Source organism: Tropicibacter oceani, from assembly GCF_029958925.1.
In the GTDB taxonomy this organism is placed as follows: domain Bacteria; phylum Pseudomonadota; class Alphaproteobacteria; order Rhodobacterales; family Rhodobacteraceae; genus Pacificoceanicola; species Pacificoceanicola oceani.
Map to the genome: position 1 here is coordinate 1,313,055 of NZ_CP124616.1, position 18,567 is coordinate 1,331,621.

The 18,567-nt window shown below is 64.1% G+C and carries 17 protein-coding genes; 9 read left to right on the plus strand and 8 right to left on the minus strand.

Annotated elements, in window-relative coordinates:
- From QF118_RS06255 to dapD, 3 genes are all read right to left on the minus strand, one after another.
- Positions 1 to 246 carry a GlsB/YeaQ/YmgE family stress response membrane protein gene (locus QF118_RS06255; RefSeq protein ID WP_282301775.1) on the minus strand — a complete coding sequence of 82 codons (246 nt, stop codon included), beginning with the start codon at positions 244 to 246 and terminating at the stop codon, positions 1 to 3.
- Positions 247 to 304: 58 nt separating this feature from the next.
- Complete coding sequence (locus QF118_RS06260) at positions 305 to 643, minus strand: DUF8846 family protein (protein WP_282301776.1); 339 nt, start codon at positions 641 to 643, stop codon at positions 305 to 307.
- 63 nt (positions 644 to 706) lie between these two features.
- A complete protein-coding gene (gene dapD / locus QF118_RS06265; protein ID WP_282301777.1) occupies positions 707 to 1,534 on the minus strand; it encodes a 2,3,4,5-tetrahydropyridine-2,6-dicarboxylate N-succinyltransferase in 828 nt (275 codons plus the stop codon).
- Positions 1,535 to 1,998: 464 nt separating this feature from the next.
- Here dapD and urtA point away from each other — a divergent pair, with 464 nt between their 5' ends.
- The 5 genes from urtA to urtE are packed head-to-tail and all read left to right on the plus strand — an operon-like array spanning position 1,999 to position 8,020.
- Positions 1,999 to 3,279: an urea ABC transporter substrate-binding protein gene (gene urtA / locus QF118_RS06270; RefSeq protein WP_282301778.1), complete on the plus strand. Its 1,281-nt coding sequence runs from the start codon at positions 1,999 to 2,001 to the stop codon at positions 3,277 to 3,279.
- Positions 3,280 to 3,338: 59 nt separating this feature from the next.
- Entirely contained in the window at positions 3,339 to 5,264 is a 1,926-nt protein-coding gene (gene urtB, locus QF118_RS06275; RefSeq protein WP_282301779.1) for an urea ABC transporter permease subunit UrtB, read from the plus strand.
- Complete coding sequence (gene urtC / locus QF118_RS06280) at positions 5,265 to 6,587, plus strand: urea ABC transporter permease subunit UrtC (protein WP_282301780.1); 1,323 nt, start codon at positions 5,265 to 5,267, stop codon at positions 6,585 to 6,587. It begins immediately after the preceding gene.
- Positions 6,584 to 7,321, plus strand: coding sequence for an urea ABC transporter ATP-binding protein UrtD (gene urtD, locus QF118_RS06285; RefSeq protein WP_282301781.1), 738 nt, complete (start codon positions 6,584 to 6,586; stop codon positions 7,319 to 7,321). The genes urtC and urtD overlap by 4 nt, the downstream gene beginning before the upstream one ends.
- A gap of 3 nt (positions 7,322 to 7,324) precedes the next feature.
- Entirely contained in the window at positions 7,325 to 8,020 is a 696-nt protein-coding gene (gene urtE, locus QF118_RS06290) for an urea ABC transporter ATP-binding subunit UrtE (protein ID WP_282301782.1), read from the plus strand.
- 58 nt (positions 8,021 to 8,078) lie between these two features.
- Here urtE and QF118_RS06295 read toward each other — a convergent pair whose 3' ends face one another.
- Entirely contained in the window at positions 8,079 to 8,888 is an 810-nt protein-coding gene (locus QF118_RS06295) for an ABC transporter permease (protein ID WP_282301783.1), read from the minus strand.
- 117 nt (positions 8,889 to 9,005) lie between these two features.
- Here QF118_RS06295 and QF118_RS06300 point away from each other — a divergent pair, with 117 nt between their 5' ends.
- Complete coding sequence (locus tag QF118_RS06300; protein ID WP_282301784.1) at positions 9,006 to 9,608, plus strand: GcrA family cell cycle regulator; 603 nt, start codon at positions 9,006 to 9,008, stop codon at positions 9,606 to 9,608.
- 252 nt (positions 9,609 to 9,860) lie between these two features.
- Here QF118_RS06300 and QF118_RS06305 read toward each other — a convergent pair whose 3' ends face one another.
- Positions 9,861 to 11,783, minus strand: a complete 1,923-nt coding sequence (locus tag QF118_RS06305; protein ID WP_282301785.1) for a hypothetical protein — start codon at positions 11,781 to 11,783, stop codon at positions 9,861 to 9,863.
- Between the two features lie 57 nt (positions 11,784 to 11,840).
- Entirely contained in the window at positions 11,841 to 13,790 is a 1,950-nt protein-coding gene (locus QF118_RS06310; protein WP_282301786.1) for an AsmA family protein, read from the minus strand.
- A gap of 182 nt (positions 13,791 to 13,972) precedes the next feature.
- On the opposite strand from QF118_RS06310, the gene rimO reads away from it, so the two are divergent.
- A complete protein-coding gene (gene rimO, locus QF118_RS06315; RefSeq protein WP_282301787.1) occupies positions 13,973 to 15,337 on the plus strand; it encodes a 30S ribosomal protein S12 methylthiotransferase RimO in 1,365 nt (454 codons plus the stop codon).
- 84 nt (positions 15,338 to 15,421) lie between these two features.
- Here the strand turns inward: rimO and QF118_RS06320 are convergent, their stop codons facing one another.
- Positions 15,422 to 15,880 (minus strand): phage regulatory CII family protein, encoded by a 459-nt coding sequence (locus tag QF118_RS06320; RefSeq protein ID WP_282301788.1) that lies wholly within the window; start codon positions 15,878 to 15,880, stop codon positions 15,422 to 15,424.
- On the minus strand, positions 15,877 to 16,182 hold the full coding sequence (locus QF118_RS06325; RefSeq protein ID WP_282301789.1) for a hypothetical protein: 306 nt from the start codon (positions 16,180 to 16,182) through the stop codon (positions 15,877 to 15,879). The genes QF118_RS06320 and QF118_RS06325 overlap by 4 nt, the downstream gene beginning before the upstream one ends.
- On the opposite strand from QF118_RS06325, the gene QF118_RS06330 reads away from it, so the two are divergent.
- Entirely contained in the window at positions 16,168 to 16,752 is a 585-nt protein-coding gene (locus QF118_RS06330) for a thymidine kinase (protein WP_282301790.1), read from the plus strand. The two genes, QF118_RS06325 and QF118_RS06330, sit on opposite strands and share 15 nt — an antisense overlap.
- A 111-nt stretch (positions 16,753 to 16,863) precedes the next feature.
- The gene (locus tag QF118_RS06335) at positions 16,864 to 18,567 is read left to right on the plus strand and encodes a DUF1963 domain-containing protein (protein ID WP_282301791.1); all 1,704 of its coding nucleotides are present in this window, start codon (positions 16,864 to 16,866) and stop codon (positions 18,565 to 18,567) included.

Below are 18,567 nucleotides of genomic sequence, written 5' to 3' on the forward strand. Positions count from 1 at the left end.
CTAGCGCCGCAGTTGACGGGCGGTCCAGATCAGGGCGCTGGCGCCCAATGCGCCCACCAACAGTTGCGGCAACCATGCGCGTTCGGCATAGATGCCTGCCCGTTGCAGGATGAAATTCATCACCATGGCCCCGACGATCCCCAACACGATATTCAGGATCAGACCGGTGTCGGCCTTCATGACCCTGCTGGCAATCCAGCCCGCAAGCCCTCCGATTATGATCGAAACGAAAAACCCAAGTCCCATGATGCCCTCCTGATCCACTTCAAGAATATAGGGGCAGGGGCGGGCGCTGCAAATCCGGTCAGTCGAAAAATGGATTGACCTGCGCCACGATGACCGAGTTTTCCGACAGCGCGCGGGCCATCAACTCCAACTCGTCCTCGCCGATCTCGTGGCCTTGTTCGCGGCGCTCATCAGCGGTGCCATAGCCCGTCACGTCCAGCGGCGCCATGTCCGCCTGTTTCAGGATCGCCACGGTTTCGCGCACGGCCTCAGCCTCGTCCACGCCCGAGGCGTAGCACATCAGCGCGGCGCCGGTGCATTTGTCGGGCAACCCGTCACCCTTGCTGCGGCCGACCTCGACCAACAGGGTAAAGACCTGCTGGCGGCTGGGTTTCTTGGGCTTCTTTTCGGTGGTCATGGCGGGCCTTTCCGCAAAAGGCGGGGTCGCCCCCGCCCTGCGTTGGTATCGTTTGTCTGCGGATCAGTCGCGCAGCAGTTCGTTGATGCCGGTCTTGGAGCGGGTGCGTTCGTCGACCCGCTTGACGATCACGGCGCAGTACAGGTTGATGCCGTTCTTGGATGGCATGGAGCCTGCGACGACCACCGAATAGGGCGGCACTTCGCCGTACATGACTTCGCCGGTTTCACGGTCGACGATCTTGGTCGACTGGCCGATGAAAACACCCATGCCCAGGACCGACCCTTCGCGCACGATGCAGCCTTCGACCACTTCGGATCGCGCGCCGATAAAGCAGTTGTCCTCGATGATGGTCGGACCGGCCTGCATCGGTTCCAGCACGCCGCCGATGCCGACGCCGCCGGACAGGTGCACGTTCTTGCCGATCTGCGCGCAGGACCCGACGGTCGCCCAGGTGTCGACCATGGTGCCCGTGTCGACATAGGCGCCAAGGTTCACAAAGGACGGCATCAGCACCACGCCCGGCGCGATATAGGCGGATTTGCGAACAACGCAGTTGGGCACGGCGCGGAAACCGGCGGCCTTCCACTGGTCATCGCCCCAGCCCTTGAACTTGCTGTCGACCTTGTCCCACCAGCCGCTGCCCTGCGGGCCGTTGTCGTGGATTTCCATGTCCTTGATGCGAAAGCCCAGCAGCACGGCCTTTTTGGCCCACTGGTTCACGTGCCACGTGCCATCGTCCTGACGTTCGGCGACGCGCAGCGCACCGCTGTCGAGGGCGTTCAGAGTGTCCTGAATGGCTTCGCGGGTTTCACCGCCGGTGGACGGGGTGATGGTATCGCGGGCCTCCCAGGCGGCTTCGATGGCGGCTTCGAGCTGTGCGTTGGACATGTGAGTCTCCCAAGGAATGTCGTTTGCAGCCCTATACAGCGCGAAGGCTTTCAAAGGAAAGCCGTTCTGCAAGGATCACACGCCATGGTTGCCGCAGGATCGGGCAAAACACGGGATTCTCTCCCCGGTTTCGCCGGGAAATTGCGCAAATCCGGGTGGCCGAAGGGGCAAGTGACCCTCGGTAAGCGCCCTTGGATTGTGCAGATGCGGAAATTTTCGCTCAATTTTTCGGCAAATCCACTGGAATGCTGCACGCGCGAACAAGAATCCCGAGAGTCCCGCTCATGTTCGCGCCCTTAATGCCCCTGCAGCGCCCGGAACCGTTCCGGAGCTGCACCCCGAGGGGGGCACGCGCCTTTCTCAGACCTATTCACTGAACGCGGCAGCGTTCGCGGGACTGGCGGGTTTCCTTCCGCCCTTGGCCATCCCGCCGCTGCCGCCCGAAAAACTGGGGCATTTGCCAAATGAAAACTTCTGTTCTTGCTGCTCTTCCCACGGCTGCCTTGCTGCTGACCGGCACCTCGGCGCTGGCCGCCGATTGCCCGATCAAGGTCGGCGTGCTGCATTCGCTGTCCGGCACCATGGCGATTTCCGAAACCACGCTGAAAGACACCGTGGAAATGCTGGTCGAAGACCAGAACGCCAAGGGCGGCCTGCTGGGCTGCGAACTTGAGGCGGTGGTTGTCGACCCGGCGTCTGACTGGCCGCTGTTCGCCGAAAAGGCGCGCGAATTGCTGACCGTACACAATGTCGACGTGATCTTTGGCAACTGGACCAGCGTGTCGCGCAAATCCGTGCTGCCCGTCATCGAGGAACTGAACGGCCTGCTGTTCTACCCGGTGCAGTACGAAGGCGAAGAATCGTCCAAGAACGTGTTCTACACCGGCGCCGCGCCGAACCAGCAGGCGATCCCGGCTGTGGACTATTTCCTCGAAGAACTGGGCGTCGAGAAATTCGCGCTGCTGGGCACCGACTATGTCTATCCGCGCACCACGAACAACATCCTTGAAAGCTATCTGAAGTCCAAGGGCATCGCCGCCGAAGACATCTTTGTGAACTATACGCCCTTTGGCCATTCCGACTGGGCGACCATCGTGTCGGACGTCGTGGCGCTGGGCGCGGATGGCAAGCAGGTCGGCGTGATCAGCACCATCAACGGCGATGCCAACATCGGTTTCTACAAGGAACTGGCCGCCGCTGACGTCTCTGCCGACGACATTCCCGTCGTGGCCTTCTCGGTCGGCGAAGAGGAACTGTCGGGTCTGGATACCAGCAACCTTGTCGGTCACCTGGCCGCCTGGAACTATTTCCAGTCTGCCGACACCCCGGCCAACACCGAATGGGTCGCCAAGTGGAAGGCCCGCATGGGCGAAGATCGCGTGACCAACGACCCGATGGAGGCACACTACATCGGCTTCAACATGTGGGTGAACGCCGTGACCGATGCCGGAACCACCGATGTCGATGCCGTGCGCACCGCCATGTACGGCCAGGAATTTCCGAACCTGACCGGCGGCACCGCCGTGATGCTGCCGAACCATCACCTGTCCAAGCCGGTGCTGATCGGTGAAATCCAGGCCGATGGTCAGTTCGACATCATCAGCCAGACCGAGCCGGTCCCCGGCGACGCCTGGACCGACTTCCTGCCGGAATCGGCGGTCCTGACCTCGGATTGGAAAGACCTCGGCTGCGGCATGTACAACACCCAGACCGAAACCTGCGTTCAGATCAAATCCAATTACTGATCTGAACAGACCGGGGCGCGCGTCTCCCTCGTGCGCCCCGCCTTTTACGGAAAGCCCCCATGTTACGCGCGCTTATCGCCTTTTGCCTGCTGGTCCTGACGGGCCTGTCCAGCCCTGCCGCGGCGCAGGATCTTCAGACCCTTCTGCAAACCCATGCGGACGAAGTGGCCAAGCCCGGCCGCCAAAGCGTGGACGTCGTGATCGACGATCTCATGGCTTCGGGGTTGCCGCAGGTGCAGGAGTTCCTTGAACGCTGGCAGGCGCGCGAGGTGGTGCAGGACGAGGCGACAGGCCTGTTCTACTATGCCGACCCCCTGACCGATATCGACAGCGGCCAGCCCGTCACCCTGACGGATGCCAGCCTGAGCGCGATCAAACCGAATGGCGGCGTTCGCAAGGTGATCGGCGGCGCGCTGGTGCAGTTCCAGCTGTCCGACCCCGATATCGCCAAACGCACCGAGGCGCTGAACGCCATCGCCCGCGCGCCTTCGGGCGACCAGATCGAACCGCTCGAGGCGTCATTGCAGGGCGAAACGGACGCGGCGCTGCTGGCCCGTAAACAGGGCGTCGTCGACATGCTCAAGGCGCGCTATGGCGAGACGACCGAAGTTCGCGTCGCGGCCATCGAAAACCTTGCCGGCGGCGTCAGCGTCGAGGCCCGCGCCACCCTGAACCAGATCCTGGCCACCACGGCCGGGGTCGCCAGGGACCTGCCGCAAGGCGTCAATATCGCCCGCGTCCTGACCCTGGGCAAAGACCTGACCGAGGCCGAAGCCTTTGGCCGCCTGGTCGATGCCGGTCTGACCCCCGCCCGCATTTCCAACGCCGCCATCAAGGAGGCGCTGGCTGCCCATATCGACGGCGGTGCGGTCGCGGGCATCCCGGTGCACGATTTGGGCACGCTCGATCGCCGGTTCGAGGCCTATGCAAGGCTTGCCGATCAGGGGCTTGTCCCGCCGACCGTCACCGACGATCAGGCCGCCGCAACCATGGCCCAGTACCAATTCTACGAAACCTATGCCGAGCCGGACGCCGAGGTGACCGCCGCCGCCCTGCGCGTTCTGGACAGCATCGAACGCAGTGTCGCGATCAACCAGACGGCTGACCTGGCGCTGGACGCGATCAGCCTTGCCTCGATCTATTTCCTCGCGGCCATCGGGCTTGCCATCATCTTTGGCGTGATGGGCGTGATCAACATGGCGCATGGCGAATTCATCATGATGGGCGCCTACACCGGCTATGTCATGCAGCAGATCATCCCCGACTATACCCTGTCGCTGGTGGTCGCACTGCCGGTCGCCTTTGCCGTGACCTTTGGCGCGGGCGTCGCGATGGAACGGCTGGTGATCCGCCACCTCTATCACCGTCCGCTGGAAACATTGCTGGCCACCTTCGGCATTTCCATCGCGCTGCAACAATTGGCCAAGAACATCTTTGGCACCCAGGCCCGTCCGCTGACCTCGCCGGGCTGGCTGGACGGCGCGCTGGTTTTCAACGAAGTCGTGCAGATCAGCTATATCCGCATCGCGATCTTTGTCCTTGCCCTGATCTTCCTTGGCCTGATCCTGTTCATCCTGAACAAGACGCGGTTGGGGCTCGAAGTGCGCGCCGTCACGCAAAACCCCGGCATGGCCGCCTCGATGGGCATCAACCCCGACCGCATCAACATGCTGACCTTCGGCCTTGGCTCCGGCATCGCCGGGATCGCCGGCGTCGCCATTGGCCTCTATGCCAAGGTGACCTCGGAAATGGGCGCCGATTACATCGTGCAAAGCTTCATGACCGTGGTGGTTGGCGGCGTTGGCAACGTCTGGGGCACGCTTGCGGGCGCCTCCATGATCGGCAGCCTGCAAAAGGGGATCGAGTTCCTCAACCCCTCGAACACCCTGGCCGCGCAAACCTACATGATCCTCTTCATCATCCTGTTCATCCAGTTCCGACCCAAGGGCATCGTCGCCCTCAAGGGCCGCGCGGCGGAGGCATAAATGACCGACATCCCTGCTTCCATTGGCTCCAAATATCCTGGGGGTCCGGGGGCAAAGCCCCCGGCCGGTCGCGGCGCCGCGTGCCGCGAAACCCCGCGCACAACCTTCATCGCGCAGAACCCGTCGGTTCTGTGGTTCCTGCTGGCGCTGGCGCTGTTCACCCTGGGCGTCACCGTCCTGTCCGAGGCAACCGGCGCGGCGATCCTATCCACCTCTTTCGTCAAGACCCTGGGCAAGACGCTGTGCCTGTGCCTTGTCGCCATCGCCATGGATGTGGTCTGGGGCTACTGCGGTATCCTGTCGCTTGGCCACATGGCGTTCTTCGGCATCGGCGGCTATGCCATCGGCCAATGGCTGATGTACGCCCGGACCGAACTCATCGTCACCAAAAGCCTGTCCGCCGCTGCCATCCCCCCGACAGAGCAAGAGGTGGTCGACGCCATCGGCACGCAGATCTTTGGCGTTGTCGGCAGTTCCGAATTCCCGACGATCTGGGCCTTTTCCGACAGCCTGTTCCTGCAGCTGCTGATGGTCATCGCGGTCCCGGGCCTGCTGGCGCTGGTCTTTGGCTGGCTGGCCTTCCGCAGCCGCGTCACCGGCGTCTACCTGTCCATCCTGACCCAGGCGATGACGCTGGCCCTGTCGCTCTACCTGTTCCAGAACGACAGCGGGTTGCGCGGCAACAACGGGCTTTCGGGCCTGCAAAACATCCCCGGCTTTGAACAGACCTCGCAGGCGACGCTGTCGATCGCCTTCTTCTGGGCCTCGGCGCTGGCGCTGGGGCTTGGCTATGTACTCTTCGCCTGGATCACCACGGGCAAGATGGGATCGGTCGTTCGCGGCATCCGCGATGACGAGGCGCGCGTGCGCTTCCTTGGCTACCACGTCGAAAGCTACAAACTGTTCGTTTTCACTGTCACCGCCATCGTCGCGGGCATCGCCGGCGCGCTGTATTATCCGCAGGCGGGCATCATCAACCCGGCGGAAATCGCGCCCATCGCCTCGATCTACCTTGCGGTCTGGGTCGCCATCGGCGGGCGCGGGCGGCTCTATGGCGCGGTGATTGGCGCGGCCTTTGTATCCTTGCTGTCCAGCTGGTTCACCGGCGGCGGCGCGCCCGACATCAACCTTGGGTTCTACACCATCAACTGGACCGACTGGTGGCTGGTGCTGCTGGGGCTCAGCTTTGTCGCCGTCACGCTGTTCGCGCCCAAGGGCATTGGCGGGCTGTTCGATCTGATCATGTTGCGCAAGACGCCCGACAGGCAGGGCGATTATGGCCCGGACAAGGGCGCCAAACGCGCCGAGGAGGGCTCGGAATGACTTTGCTTGAAATGTCCGGCGTCTCGGTTTCCTTCGACGGGTTCAAGGCGATCAACAACCTGTCCTTCCAGATCGGAGAGCCGGAGATGCGCGCCATCATCGGCCCCAACGGCGCGGGCAAGACCACCTTCATGGACATCATCACCGGCAAGACCCGGCCCGACGAAGGCCGCGTGATCTTTGGCGAAAAATCCGTTTCCCTGCTGAAGATGAGCGAAAGCCACATCGCCCGCGCCGGGATCGGCCGCAAGTTTCAGAAACCCACGGTCTTCGAGGCGCAATCGGTGCGCGAAAACCTGGCCATGGCGTTGAAGAACCCGCGCGGTCCCTTCGATGTGCTGCTTTATCGCAAATCCGCCAAGGGCGCCGGTCGGATCGAAGAAATTGCCGGTGAAGTCGGCCTGACCGACCACCTGACCCGCCCCGCAGGCGAGCTGAGCCACGGTCAGAAACAATGGTTGGAAATCGGCATGCTGCTGGCGCAGGAACCGCGCCTGTTGCTGGTCGATGAACCCGCCGCCGGCATGACCCCGGCAGAGCGCGAACACACCACTGACCTGCTGAAACGACTGGCGCAAAAGCACGCGGTTGTCGTGGTCGAACACGACATGGAGTTCGTCCGCCGCCTGAACTGCAAGGTCACGGTCCTGCACGAAGGGTCGGTCCTCGCCGAAGGCTCACTGGACCATGTGACCAAGAACAAGGACGTCATCGACGTCTACCTGGGGCGCTAAGATATGCTGGAAATCAAAGACCTGACCCTGCGCTATGGCCAAAGCCAGATCCTGCACGGCATTTCCCTGACCGCCGAGGCGGGGCAGGTCACAGGCGTCATGGGCACCAATGGCGTGGGCAAGACCTCGCTGCTCAAGGCCATCGCCGGGCGGCATCCCTTCACCGGCGGCACAATATCGCTGAATGGTCAGGACCTTGGTCACCCCACCGCCTTTTCCGCCGCCAAGGCGGGCATCGCCTATGTGCCACAGGGCCGCGAAGTCTTTCCCCTGATGACGGTCATGGAAAACCTCGAAACCGGCTTTGCCTGCCTGCCGCGCAGCGATCACAAGATCCCCGAGCGGATCTTTGACCTGTTCCCGATCCTCAAGGAATTCCTGCACCGGCGCGGCGGCGATCTGTCGGGCGGTCAGCAACAGCAGCTTGCCATCGCCCGCGCCCTGATCACCCGCCCCAAGGTGCTGCTGCTGGACGAGCCGACCGAAGGCATCCAGCCCAGCATCATCAAGCAGATCGGCCGCGTCATCGAAGTGCTGCGCGACGAAGGCGAGATCGCCATCATCCTGGTCGAACAATACTTCGACTTCGCCGTCGGCCTGGCTGACCAGGTCTTTGCCATGAACCGCGGGCAAGTCAGCTTTGAAACCCAAAACCCGCAACAGGATCGCGCCGCGCTGCTGGAAAGCGTGTCGATCTAACCTCTTCTTCTTGGCGAAAATACTCCGGGGGAGCGCGCAGCGCGGGGGCAGAGCCCCCTTATGCCTTCAACCGATACCCCCGGCGGAACATCGTCCAGGCCAGGGCGCAGACCGCCAGCGTCGCCCCCAGGGCCACGACAAACCCAAGCAGCGGATCGCTGTCCGACACTCCGATGATCCCCCAGCGCGCCCCGTCGATCAGGTAAAAGACCGGGTTCACATGGGTGATCTGGTACAGCACCGGGGGCAGCGCCTCGACCGAATAGAAGGTACCGGACAGAAAGGCCAAGGGGGTGATGACGAAATTGGTGATCGCCGCCATCTGGTCGAACTTGTTGGCAAAGATCCCCGCGATCATGCCCAGCGCCGACAGGAACGCCGCGCCCAGAATGACGAATGCCAGCATCGCCAGCGGGTGCGCCGGGACGATCCCCAGCGTCAGCGCCAGCGCGATGGCGATGGCCAGCGCCACCACCAGCCCGCGCGCCACGCCGCCCGCCAGATAGCCCAGCACCATTTCGCCCGCCGACAGCGGCGGCATCAGCGTATCGACGATGTTGCCCTGCACCTTGGAAATCACCAGCGAACTGGATGTATTGGCAAAGGCGTTCTGGATCACCGTCATCATCAGGATGCCCGGCGCGATAAAGGTGGTGAACGGCACGCCCATCACATCCCCGCGCTGCGGGCCGATGGCGATCGAGAAAATCACCATGAACAGCCCTGCCGTCACCAGCGGCGCCAGCAGGGTTTGTGTCCAGACGTTGGCGAACCGCAATATCTCGCGCAGGGCCAAGGTATAAAGACCCAGCCAGTTCACGCGGCCAAAGCGGCGGGTTCCGGGGGCAAAGCTGTCGTTCTGCGGCATGGGGCCTCCTTGCGGTTTGAGCGCCTTGTAACTTGCTTTGTGATGTTTAGAATAGGGGTAACCCGGAAACGACAGGCGGCCCGCATGGCGGCGCCGCTTTTTTCAGTAGGAATTGCCATGTCCTGGACCGATGAACGCGTCGAGCTGCTCAAAAAGATGTGGGGCGAAGGCCAATCCGCAAGCCAGATCGCCAAGGAACTGGGTGGTGTCACGCGCAACGCGGTGATCGGCAAGGTGCATCGCCTTGGCCTGTCCAACCGCGCGGGCGGTGGTGCTGCGACGCCTCCGACAAAGGCCGAGGCAAAGCCGAAGGCGAAGCCCGAGGCCAAGGCCAAGCCGGTCAAGAAACCAGAGCCGGCGCCAGCCGAGGTTGCCGATCAAGAGCCCGAGGCCAAGCCCGCCGCTGCGGCACCGGCGCCCCAGCCGATCAGCCCGGCGCGCAAACAGATCATTCCCGCAGGCCAGCCGCTGCCGCCGCAACCTTCGGCGAACGAGATCAGCCCAGAGGCGTTGGCCAAGGTCAGTGCTATTGAAAAGAAAGCAAAAAAGCTGACCTTGATGGAGCTGACCGAGCGCACCTGCAAGTGGCCCGTGGGTGACCCTGCGACCGATGATTTCTGGTTCTGCGGCCTGCCCGTGCAACAGGGCAAACCCTATTGCGAGGCGCACGTGGGCGTGGCGTTCCAGCCGATGTCGTCGCGCCGCGACCGCCGCCGGTAAACACCGTCCAAAAACCCATCGCACACCACGGTTAACGGGCCTTCGCGGCCCGTTTTTCGTGGTCGCAGCCCGGATGCGGGTGCAGGTTCGGTCCCCCCACCGTTTGGTGCAGATTGCAAACCCCGTACCCGGCGCGAAAAACACGCGGATCAGCGCTGTGTTACGATTCGCGGCGTGTTTGCTACAGATTGATCGCCGCCGGGCGCAAATGCGCCCTGACGTTGCGTCGCAAATGGTTAACGGCGCGAATTCCTATTCTTTGCGCCCGACCAGACCAGCCATGACCGCCGCCGCGATGGCGGTGATGATCCAGCCCGACAGCTGGACGATCCAGCCCGTCCAATACCCGATCTTGCCCCATATCCCGCGCAGGGGCGAAGGCGCCCAGGTGGTTTCCTGCCCCAAGGCTTCGAGCGGGACGAAAAGATCGACGGCGTAAAGGAAGGGGTGGAAGGTGGTGTAATCCTGTTCCGTCGCGCTGCCCGGCCAGGCCAGTTGCGGCAGCGGGCCAGCGCCATTGTCATAGGCAGCGACCGCGCCGGTCCAGTCGCCCGAGGTCAGGACCACGTCCGAGGTCGGGGCCATCTGGCCGTGGTCATAGGCCTGCGCATAAAGCGCCCAGTTCAGCCCGATGATGAGCGCCACCCATAGCAACGCGCGGGCCGGCCGGTGACCATAGCCAAAGACCGCCCCGAAAAGCCAATCGAAGGGGCGTCTGAAAATGGCCACCTGCGCCGCCCAACCGGCGCGCAGCGTGCCATCCACCCCGGCCAGCGCGCGGTGGTACGAGGCGCGAAAAACCCTGCGGTCGCGTTCCTCCAGAACACGGGCCGCGCCCTGCGCCGCCCCCTGTTCGCGCAGCACCCTGGCCAGTTGGGTATAAGGCTGGGGGTCACATTTGGGTTGATAGCTGCCGTGGATGAAGGGCGTAGGAAGTTTGTATGTGCGGCCGTGGAAATCGAATGGCGCGCCAAAGGGCGGCTCGATGGTGGCATCTTGCTTTTTTCCCAGCCAATCGAGGCGCTGCTGGACGGTCATGAGGCTGGTCAGCCGGTCATAGCGAAAGCCATTCAGATGCATTTTGTCTGTCTTGGCCCAGCTTGGCCAATCGTCCACCAGCACGCCAACGTGGGCACCGGCGAGGTTCAATGCCCCCGATATCTTGGCGACGTCCCGCCACAAGAGTCCTGCTTTGACGGTCATCGCCTCGGCAATGAGGTCGCCATCGAAACTGCCGCCGACGCAAGCCACCTGCCCGGCGACCGAGGCTTGGATCAGGGTCACCGTACCCTTGGCGGAAAAGCCGTTGTTCAGGAAGAAGTCGGATCCGATAGTCATGGCATCGGCATTGAGAGCCGCCCGTCCGTTGCCGTCGAATGTGCCCGCGACACAAGCAATCTGCCCGATGACAGAGGCCCGGATCAGGGTCACCGTACCCTTGGCGGAAAAGCCGTTATTCAGGAACAGGTCGGCCCCGATGGTGATGCCATCGGCGTTCAGCGCAGTTTGGCCGTCGCCGTCAAAGCTGGCTCCGGCGCAGGTAACCTGCATGGTGACGTTGGCCCCATTCAGGGCCACCGTACCCTTGGCGGAAAAACCATTGCTCAGGATCAAGCCACCCCTAATGATCGCGCCAGTTGCCGTCAGCGCGGCTTGGCCGTTGCCATCGAAAGTGCCGCCGTCGCAGGCAAGGCTGTCGCCGATCCGAGCGCTGTTGAGGTTAACCGTGCCCGTGCTGACGAAATCCTGTCCGCACAGATAAACCGGGCCGGTGGTTTTCAGGCGGTGGGCCTGCAGTCCGGGAATGCGGCAGTCTTCCAGTGACAGCCCGTAAAGGCTGGCATCCCAAAGGAGCGGGGTGTTTTCGATGCTGCAGCATTCGAGTTGCAAGGCCAGATCGCTGCGGATCATTTGCAGGTCGAGGGTGCCGGATATCCACGCGCCGCGGACATAGGGGCCGGTGTGGTTCACTGGGCAGGCGTCGCAGCCACCCAGCAGTAGGTGGCGGACCAGATCGGCGCGGATGTCGACCGCGTCCGAGGGGGCGTCGGGACGGCTGTCGGATATGATCACCAAACCATTGCGCGCGCCATCCAGCAGGCGCTGTTCGGCGCTGGTCCAGGGGCGGTCGGACTCCATCTGTGGCAGCGATTTGCGGTGGTGATTGACGGACATGACACAACCCTTTCGGGTTGAGCTTAGGCGCGTTTGCCACGAAGGGGAAGGCAGCCCCTAGCGGTTCAGCAGGTTCAGCAGACCGTCCTTGGCGCGTTCTTCTATAGATTGGCGCAGGGCGTCCTCGACCTTTTGGCCTTCGCCGACGGTCACGCCCAGTTTGTCCTGGATCGCTTCGTTCACCTTGTCGCGGGCCTTTTGTTCCAGCGCTTCGCGTTCCTGGGCCAGGTTGGCGTTCAGCGCCTCGGCGGCGTCGACGCGGAAGGTCAGCGCGCTCCACGGGCCTTTGACGCGGACGGGGATTGACAGGCCCTGACCGCCGCGCGCCTGCGGGGCGAGGACGGTCATCAGGTAATCCATGCTGCGCGCGCCCAGATCGATGCGGCCATCGCCGCGCGCCATCAGGCGGGGCAGGGCCATGGACAGGTCGTTGTTGCGCAGCACGCCGTCCTTGATGGTGAAGGTGCCGGTGGCCTGGTCAAAGATCGTGGTGCCGCCGGTGGCCTGACCGGTCAGGGCGGCGGTCAGGTCGATGCCCTCGATCACGCCGGGACCGGCGCGCAGGGCGCCGTCGCCAGACAGCGTGCCAACCAGCGCGGCGACGGAATTGCCCGAGGCCAGCAGGCTGACGCTGCCATCGGCGGGGCCGGAAAAGCGGCTGACATCCATGGTGTCGGACAGCAGGTCCCTCAGCGCGAGACCGGCAAAGGCAAGGTCGGCGCGGGTCGACAACCCGCCGCGGTTGTTGGCAACAAAGGTGCCGGTGATCAGCCCGCCATAGCCTTGCAGTTCGCGCAGCTCGAAACTGGCCCGGGAATTGTCGAGGCTTAGCAGGGCGCGGGTCTTGCCAAAGCTGAGCGGATCGAGGTTCAGCGCCTCGGTGACAAGGCTGATTTCGCCGTCAAAGGCGGCAAGGCCCGAGGCGTCGATGCGCGCGGTGGACCAGCCGTCCGAGGCGGCGGCGCTGGTGTTCGTGTCGGAGCCCGAGCCCTTGTCCGTGCCGGTAAGGCCAGACAGGTCAAGCGCGGCGGCGCGGATCTGGGCGTTGACGCGCGGTTTGCCGCCAAGGGTGACGTCCGCGGCCAGTTCCAGCGCGTTGTTGTCTAGGCTGAGCGCCGCGTCGCGCAGGGCAAGGCGGCCTTCGCGGGTCAGGGTGATCTGCATCTGGCCGGTGATGCTTTGGCCCAGGCCCTCGGGCAGGGTCAGCCCCAGTTGGCCAAAGGCGGCGGCGGCCTTGGCGGTGTTGTCCAGGTCGATGGTCAGTTCGCCCTGCGCCTCGGGGGCGGTGCCCGCCAGACCGGCGAAATCCAGCGCGCCGCCAGGGGTGTGGATGCTGAGCGAGACGGGCGCGGCGCCGCCGGCCATCATGGTGCGCGGGCGTTGCAGGCTGCCGCTAAGGGTGATCGGGCTTTGCGCCGGGCTGAGCGTGATGGCAAAGGACAAGGGGCCGTCGGTGTCGGGCCAACGCATCGACAGATCGGTGTTGCGATAGTCGCTGATCTGGCCGTCGGTATCCAGGATCACGCGGCCATCGGAAATCGACAGCCGGTCCAGCGTTGTCAGGGCGAAACCGGGTTTGGCCGGTTCGGACGTTGTCGAGGTCGTGGTTGTCGTCGTGGTGGCCTGCGGGGCGCTGAAGTGCCAGTTGGCCTGATCGCCGCGGGTGGTCAGGCGCAGGATGGGGCTGACGGCCTCGATGCTGCGGAATTCAAGGCGGCCCTGGATCGCGGCGACCGGATCAAGCCCGAAAGAGGCGCGGGTGGCCTCGAACATCGGGGCCTCTCCGGCCCAGTCGGCATTGCCGACGCGCACGCCGCCGGCCTGAACGCCCAGCACGGGCCATATCGACAGGCGGGCGTCGGACAGGGTCACCTCGCGGCCAAGCTGCTTGCTCAGCTGGTCCGAGGCGATGCGCCCCCAGCGATCGGCAGGCAGCAGGAACAGACCCGCCGCCGCAACGGCGATCAGGACGGCGAGAAAGCCAAGGGTTTTCCAAATCAGACGCATGGGAGGGGGACCTTTCCGGGCTGTACCGGACTTGGGTGACAAATGGCAGGCTTGGCCGCAAGGGGAATACCGCGTGATTGGCGGTTTTCGGCAGGGCAAGCAGGGTGAAACCCTGCCCTGCGGGGGGCGGCGCCGTGTTGGCGGGCCTTGCCGTAGCGCGGGCGGTGGATATATGAGGGGCCATGAGCACAAATCCCCCTGACCTGCGGCCCGATCTGGCCGCCGCCCGCTTTGCCGCCGATCGCCGCGAAGGCCAGCCGACCATTGGCATGGTGTCGCTGGGTTGCCCCAAGGCCCTTGTCGACAGCGAACGCATCCTGACGCGGCTGCGCGCCGAGGGCTATGGCATCTCGCCGGATTATTCCGGGGCCGATGCGGTGATCGTGAACACCTGCGGGTTTCTTGACAGCGCCAAGGCCGAAAGCCTTGAGGCGATTGGCGAGGCGCTGGCCGAAAACGGCAAGGTGATCGTGACGGGATGTCTGGGCGCTGAGCCCGAGTATATCACCGGGGTGCATCCCAAGGTTCTGGCCGTCACCGGCCCGCATCAGTACGAACAGGTGCTGGACGCGGTACATGGCGCGGTGCCGCCCAGCCCCGATCCCTTCATCGATCTGCTGCCCGCCAGCGGCGTCAGCCTGACGCCCCGGCATTACAGCTATCTCAAGATTTCCGAGGGCTGCAATCACAAGTGCAAGTTCTGCATCATCCCTGACATGCGCGGCCGTCTGGCCAGCCGCCCCGCCCGCGCCGTGCTGCGCGAGGCGGAAAAGCTGGTCGAGGCCGGGGTGAAGGAGCTGCTGGTGATCAGCCAGGACACCAGCGCCTATGGCACCGACTGGAAGGACCGGGACGAAAAGTTTCCGTTTCTGGGTCTGGCGCGCGAGCTGGGCGAGCTGGGGGCCTGGGTGCGGATGCACTATGTCTATCCCTACCCGCATGTGCGCGAGGTGGTGCCGCTGATGGCCGAGGGCAAGATCCTGCCCTATCTGGACATTCCGTTCCAGCATGCCCACCCCGACACGCTGCGCCGCATGGCGCGGCCGGCGGCGGCGGAACGCACGCTGGACGAAATCGCGGCCTGGCGTGACACCTGCCCGGACATCACCCTGCGCAGCACCTTTATCGTCGGTTATCCCGGCGAGACCGAGGCCGAGTTCCAGACCTTGCTGGACTGGATGGACGAGGCGCAGTTGGATCGCGTCGGCTGTTTCCAGTACGAAAACGTCGCGGGTGCGCGGTCGAACGATCTGCCCGATCACGTGGCCGATGAGGTCAAGCAGGAACGCTGGGACCGCTTCATGGAAAAGGCGCAGGCGATTTCCGAGGCCAAGCTGGCGGCCAAGGTCGGGCAGCGCATGGATGTGATCGTCGATGACATCGACGAGGACGGCATCGCCACCTGCCGCACCAAGGCCGACGCCCCCGAGATCGACGGCAACCTGTTCATCGACGAAGGCGCCGAGGCGCTGAAGCCGGGCGATATCGTCACGGTCGAGGTGGACGAGGCCGGGGAATACGACCTTTGGGGTTGGCTGCTGGCCTGAGGTATAGAGCGCAAGAGGCCCCGGACCTGATCCGGGGCCTCATGTCGCGAGATCCCGGATCAGGTCCGGGACGGGCATGCGCTGTCAGGCCTGTTCGTTCTCGAGGTGGAGCTTCATGTTGATCAGCACCTTTTGAATGGCCAGGGTCTCGTTCAGCAGACGCTTGGCTTCGTTGGCGGTGATGACGCCGTCCTGAATGCTTTGCTGGTATTCAGCCATCAGCATGGCAAAGCGCTGTGACAGGGCGATCACATCGGCATTGACGCCGCCGACGCGCTTGGTGTTGCTGCGGTCCTGATCGAAATGCAGGGTGATGCCCTTGAGCTCCGCCAGCGCCGAGGTCACGTGGGGGTACGAGGACGCCTCTTCGAGGGCGGCCACCGCGTCGATCGGCATGAAGCGTTCGTCATGTTCGGTATGGTCCGAATAATAGCGCCCCAGCGTCGCCTTGGATTTTCCCGTCAGCGCGCAGGCCGGTTCAATGCCGACGTCCTTCACCAATGCCTCGGTGTGTTTCTTCAGGTAGCGTCCCAAATTGTTCATCTGTCACCTTCTTTTCCCGGGCGGGTGTCCCGGGGAAGCTCCGTATTCGTTTCCCCCTTAACTGTATTGGTGTTGAATGTCATTCTCAAATCAAGCCCTTTGAGGAGGGCATGAACTTGCAAATTGCCGCGCTTGTATCTGGTTTCCAGAGTAACTGTTTGTCTCGCGGTGGTTTTGCACAGGTCAACTGGCGCGAAGGGTCCGGTGACCCCCAGGGATTTTTCCCACGGGCCCTTCGCGCCTTTTGCCGCCTTGTCAAACCGGCGGGCCAAGGGCAATAGACGGGCATGGCCAAGCTGCATTTTCACTATTCCACCATGAATGCGGGCAAATCGACCCTGCTGTTGCAGGCTGCCCACAACTATAATGAACGCGGGATGCAGACCTATCTGCTGACCGCCGCGCTGGATGATCGCGCGGGCGAGGGCCGGATCGGGTCGCGCATCGGGCTGGGGCGTCCGGCGGACACCTTTGGCGCCGACGACGATCTGTTCGCCAGGATCGCGGCGCGGCTGGAGCAGGGGCCGGTTGCCTGCATATTCATCGACGAAGCCCAGTTTCTGAGCCGCGAGCAGGTCTGGCAGCTGGCGCGGGTGGTCGATGATCTCAAGGTGCCGATCATGGCCTATGGGTTGCGGGTCGATTTTCGCGGAGAGCTGTTCCCCGGCTCGGCCGCTTTGCTGGCACTGGCGGATGAAATGCGCGAAGTGCGCACCATCTGCCATTGCGGGAAAAAGGCGACGATGGTCATTCGGCAGGGGCCGGATGGCAAGGTGCTGAGGGACGGCGCGCAGGTGCAGATCGGCGGCAATGAAACCTACGTCAGCCTGTGCCGCAAACACTGGCGCAAGGCGGTCGGCGACAAGGCCTGACAACAGGCGCTTTTTTGCGAACAATGCCGCCCGTTTGCGGGCATTTCCCACGAAGCGCCCCGACTGCACCATGATTTTGCCCCAAGTGCCGGGCCAGATGTCTGCAAAGACATGAAGGACAGGCACATGGTTTATGCGGCGCGATCTGTATTCCTGCTGGGCACGGGGATCATGGGATTTGGTCTGCTTTGGGCCATCGCGATCTGGAAGGATGCGGTGGCCTTTCTGCCCGGTTTCTGGGACCAGCCGGTCACGGCGGTGGTCCTGATGGCGGTGGGCTTTGCCATTTGTTCGCTGGGCAAGAAGATGGGTGGCGATGTCTTTGGCGACGCCAGCCCGATCGCACAGATCCAGGCCGATCTTGCACGCTTTGTCCCGCAGCGCTGGCGCGGCGGGGTCGTTCAGGATGCAGCTTCGAACAAGGATCGCTTTGGCGCCTATGGCGACATGATCGAGGATGCCCCTGCGGAATATCATCAACCGGGCCGCCCGGCGCTCAAGGCGCGTCAATCGCTGCAGGATATCCCGGCCGAGGCGAAATCCGAGGTGATCGCGGCGCTGCTGCGCGGCGGGGTCAAGGCCGTCGAGGACATGCCGCCGATGCGCCCGGTATCGGGGGCCGCAGTGTCGCCGCCGCCCGCGCCGCGCGCGGATGTGTCCCCGCCGCCACCCGCCGCGCCCCTGACCGATTTCCGCACGGGCCGCATCAGGCTTCAGGTGGCTTTGCCGCAGCGGCAGACACGCAGCTGGATCGGCGGCGGCCCGTCGCTGCCCGAGGCCATGGACTGGCCGATGATCGACGGCAGACCGGCCAGCTTTTATGCGCAGATCGCGCTGGGCGACCTGCCGCAGGGCATCTGGGGTGGGATCGGGCCGCGCGATGGCTGGCTGATCTTTTTCGGCGCGGATGATCCGGGTGCCCGGGCGATCGTGCTGCACAGTCCTGAGCGCGGCGTGGACAGGGTGCCCCCAGCCGAGGCGGATTACTACTTCAAGGGGCATTCCGGCGAAGAGGCTTTGGCCGAGATGATCGGCCCCGAGGCGCTGCAACCGCCCCGCTGGTATCTGGAAACTGTTCAGGATGATGGCGGGGCGCGGCCCGATCTGGCGGTGCGCTCGCCCGTTGCCAGCCTGCTGGTGAAACCGACGATGACCGATCCCGGGCTGCTGCCCTTTGACTGGCCCACCGCCTTTGCCCTGCTGGACAGCGCCGATGCGATGGTGCAGCGGATGATCGCACGGGCCACCGACCGGGCCGAACAGGGCAACGGGGCAGCGCTGGCGCAGGCCGAGGCGATGACCGATGTGCTGACCCGTCTGCGTCTGATCGCGCGCCGGTTCGAGGCCCGCGCCGAGGCCGCACCCTTTGACGAAAAGGCCTGTGCCCGCTTGATCGGCGCCCTGGCCAAGACGACCAACGCCGGCTGGCTGTCGGCCAAGGCGCGCGCCGAGGGCAAGAAGCCGATCAGCCTGTTGCAGTTCCAGGGCTATGCGCCCTATCGCAAGCTGTACGAAGCGCAGGCGCGTCGGGTCTATTGCGAGGGCGGCGCGCTGCCCGAGGCGACGCTGGCCCGGCTGCTGCCGCTATGGCAGGCACAGGCAGCGGTCGAGGCGATCTTTGTCGGCAACGCCCCGAATGAGGCGCTGCCGCAGGACGCGCCCTGCCTGCTGGTGCTGCCGTCAAGCGAGCTGACTGGCTGGCAGATCGGCGATCTGTCGCGCTGGGCGGTGCAGATCACCCCCGAGGCGCTGGCGCAAGGCCGGTTCAACGCCGCCGTTTCGCAAAACAGCCATGGGCAGGATTGGGACAGCTAG

Excerpts from the sequence above, each read along its gene's own strand:
- QF118_RS06255 (WP_282301775.1), bottom strand. The coding sequence starts at position 246 with ATGGGACTTGGGTTTTTCGTTTCGATCATAATCGGAGGGCTTGCGGGC.
- QF118_RS06260 (WP_282301776.1), bottom strand. The coding sequence starts at position 643 with ATGACCACCGAAAAGAAGCCCAAGAAACCCAGCCGCCAGCAGGTCTTT.
- dapD (WP_282301777.1), bottom strand. The coding sequence starts at position 1,534 with ATGTCCAACGCACAGCTCGAAGCCGCCATCGAAGCCGCCTGGGAGGCC.
- urtA (WP_282301778.1), top strand. The coding sequence starts at position 1,999 with ATGAAAACTTCTGTTCTTGCTGCTCTTCCCACGGCTGCCTTGCTGCTG.
- urtB (WP_282301779.1), top strand. The coding sequence starts at position 3,339 with ATGTTACGCGCGCTTATCGCCTTTTGCCTGCTGGTCCTGACGGGCCTG.
- urtC (WP_282301780.1), top strand. The coding sequence starts at position 5,265 with ATGACCGACATCCCTGCTTCCATTGGCTCCAAATATCCTGGGGGTCCG.
- urtD (WP_282301781.1), top strand. The coding sequence starts at position 6,584 with ATGACTTTGCTTGAAATGTCCGGCGTCTCGGTTTCCTTCGACGGGTTC.
- urtE (WP_282301782.1), top strand. The coding sequence starts at position 7,325 with ATGCTGGAAATCAAAGACCTGACCCTGCGCTATGGCCAAAGCCAGATC.
- QF118_RS06295 (WP_282301783.1), bottom strand. The coding sequence starts at position 8,888 with ATGCCGCAGAACGACAGCTTTGCCCCCGGAACCCGCCGCTTTGGCCGC.
- QF118_RS06300 (WP_282301784.1), top strand. The coding sequence starts at position 9,006 with ATGTCCTGGACCGATGAACGCGTCGAGCTGCTCAAAAAGATGTGGGGC.
- QF118_RS06305 (WP_282301785.1), bottom strand. The coding sequence starts at position 11,783 with ATGTCCGTCAATCACCACCGCAAATCGCTGCCACAGATGGAGTCCGAC.
- QF118_RS06310 (WP_282301786.1), bottom strand. The coding sequence starts at position 13,790 with ATGCGTCTGATTTGGAAAACCCTTGGCTTTCTCGCCGTCCTGATCGCC.
- rimO (WP_282301787.1), top strand. The coding sequence starts at position 13,973 with ATGAGCACAAATCCCCCTGACCTGCGGCCCGATCTGGCCGCCGCCCGC.
- QF118_RS06320 (WP_282301788.1), bottom strand. The coding sequence starts at position 15,880 with ATGAACAATTTGGGACGCTACCTGAAGAAACACACCGAGGCATTGGTG.
- QF118_RS06330 (WP_282301790.1), top strand. The coding sequence starts at position 16,168 with ATGGCCAAGCTGCATTTTCACTATTCCACCATGAATGCGGGCAAATCG.
- QF118_RS06325 (WP_282301789.1), bottom strand. The coding sequence starts at position 16,182 with ATGCAGCTTGGCCATGCCCGTCTATTGCCCTTGGCCCGCCGGTTTGAC.
- QF118_RS06335 (WP_282301791.1), top strand. The coding sequence starts at position 16,864 with ATGAAGGACAGGCACATGGTTTATGCGGCGCGATCTGTATTCCTGCTG.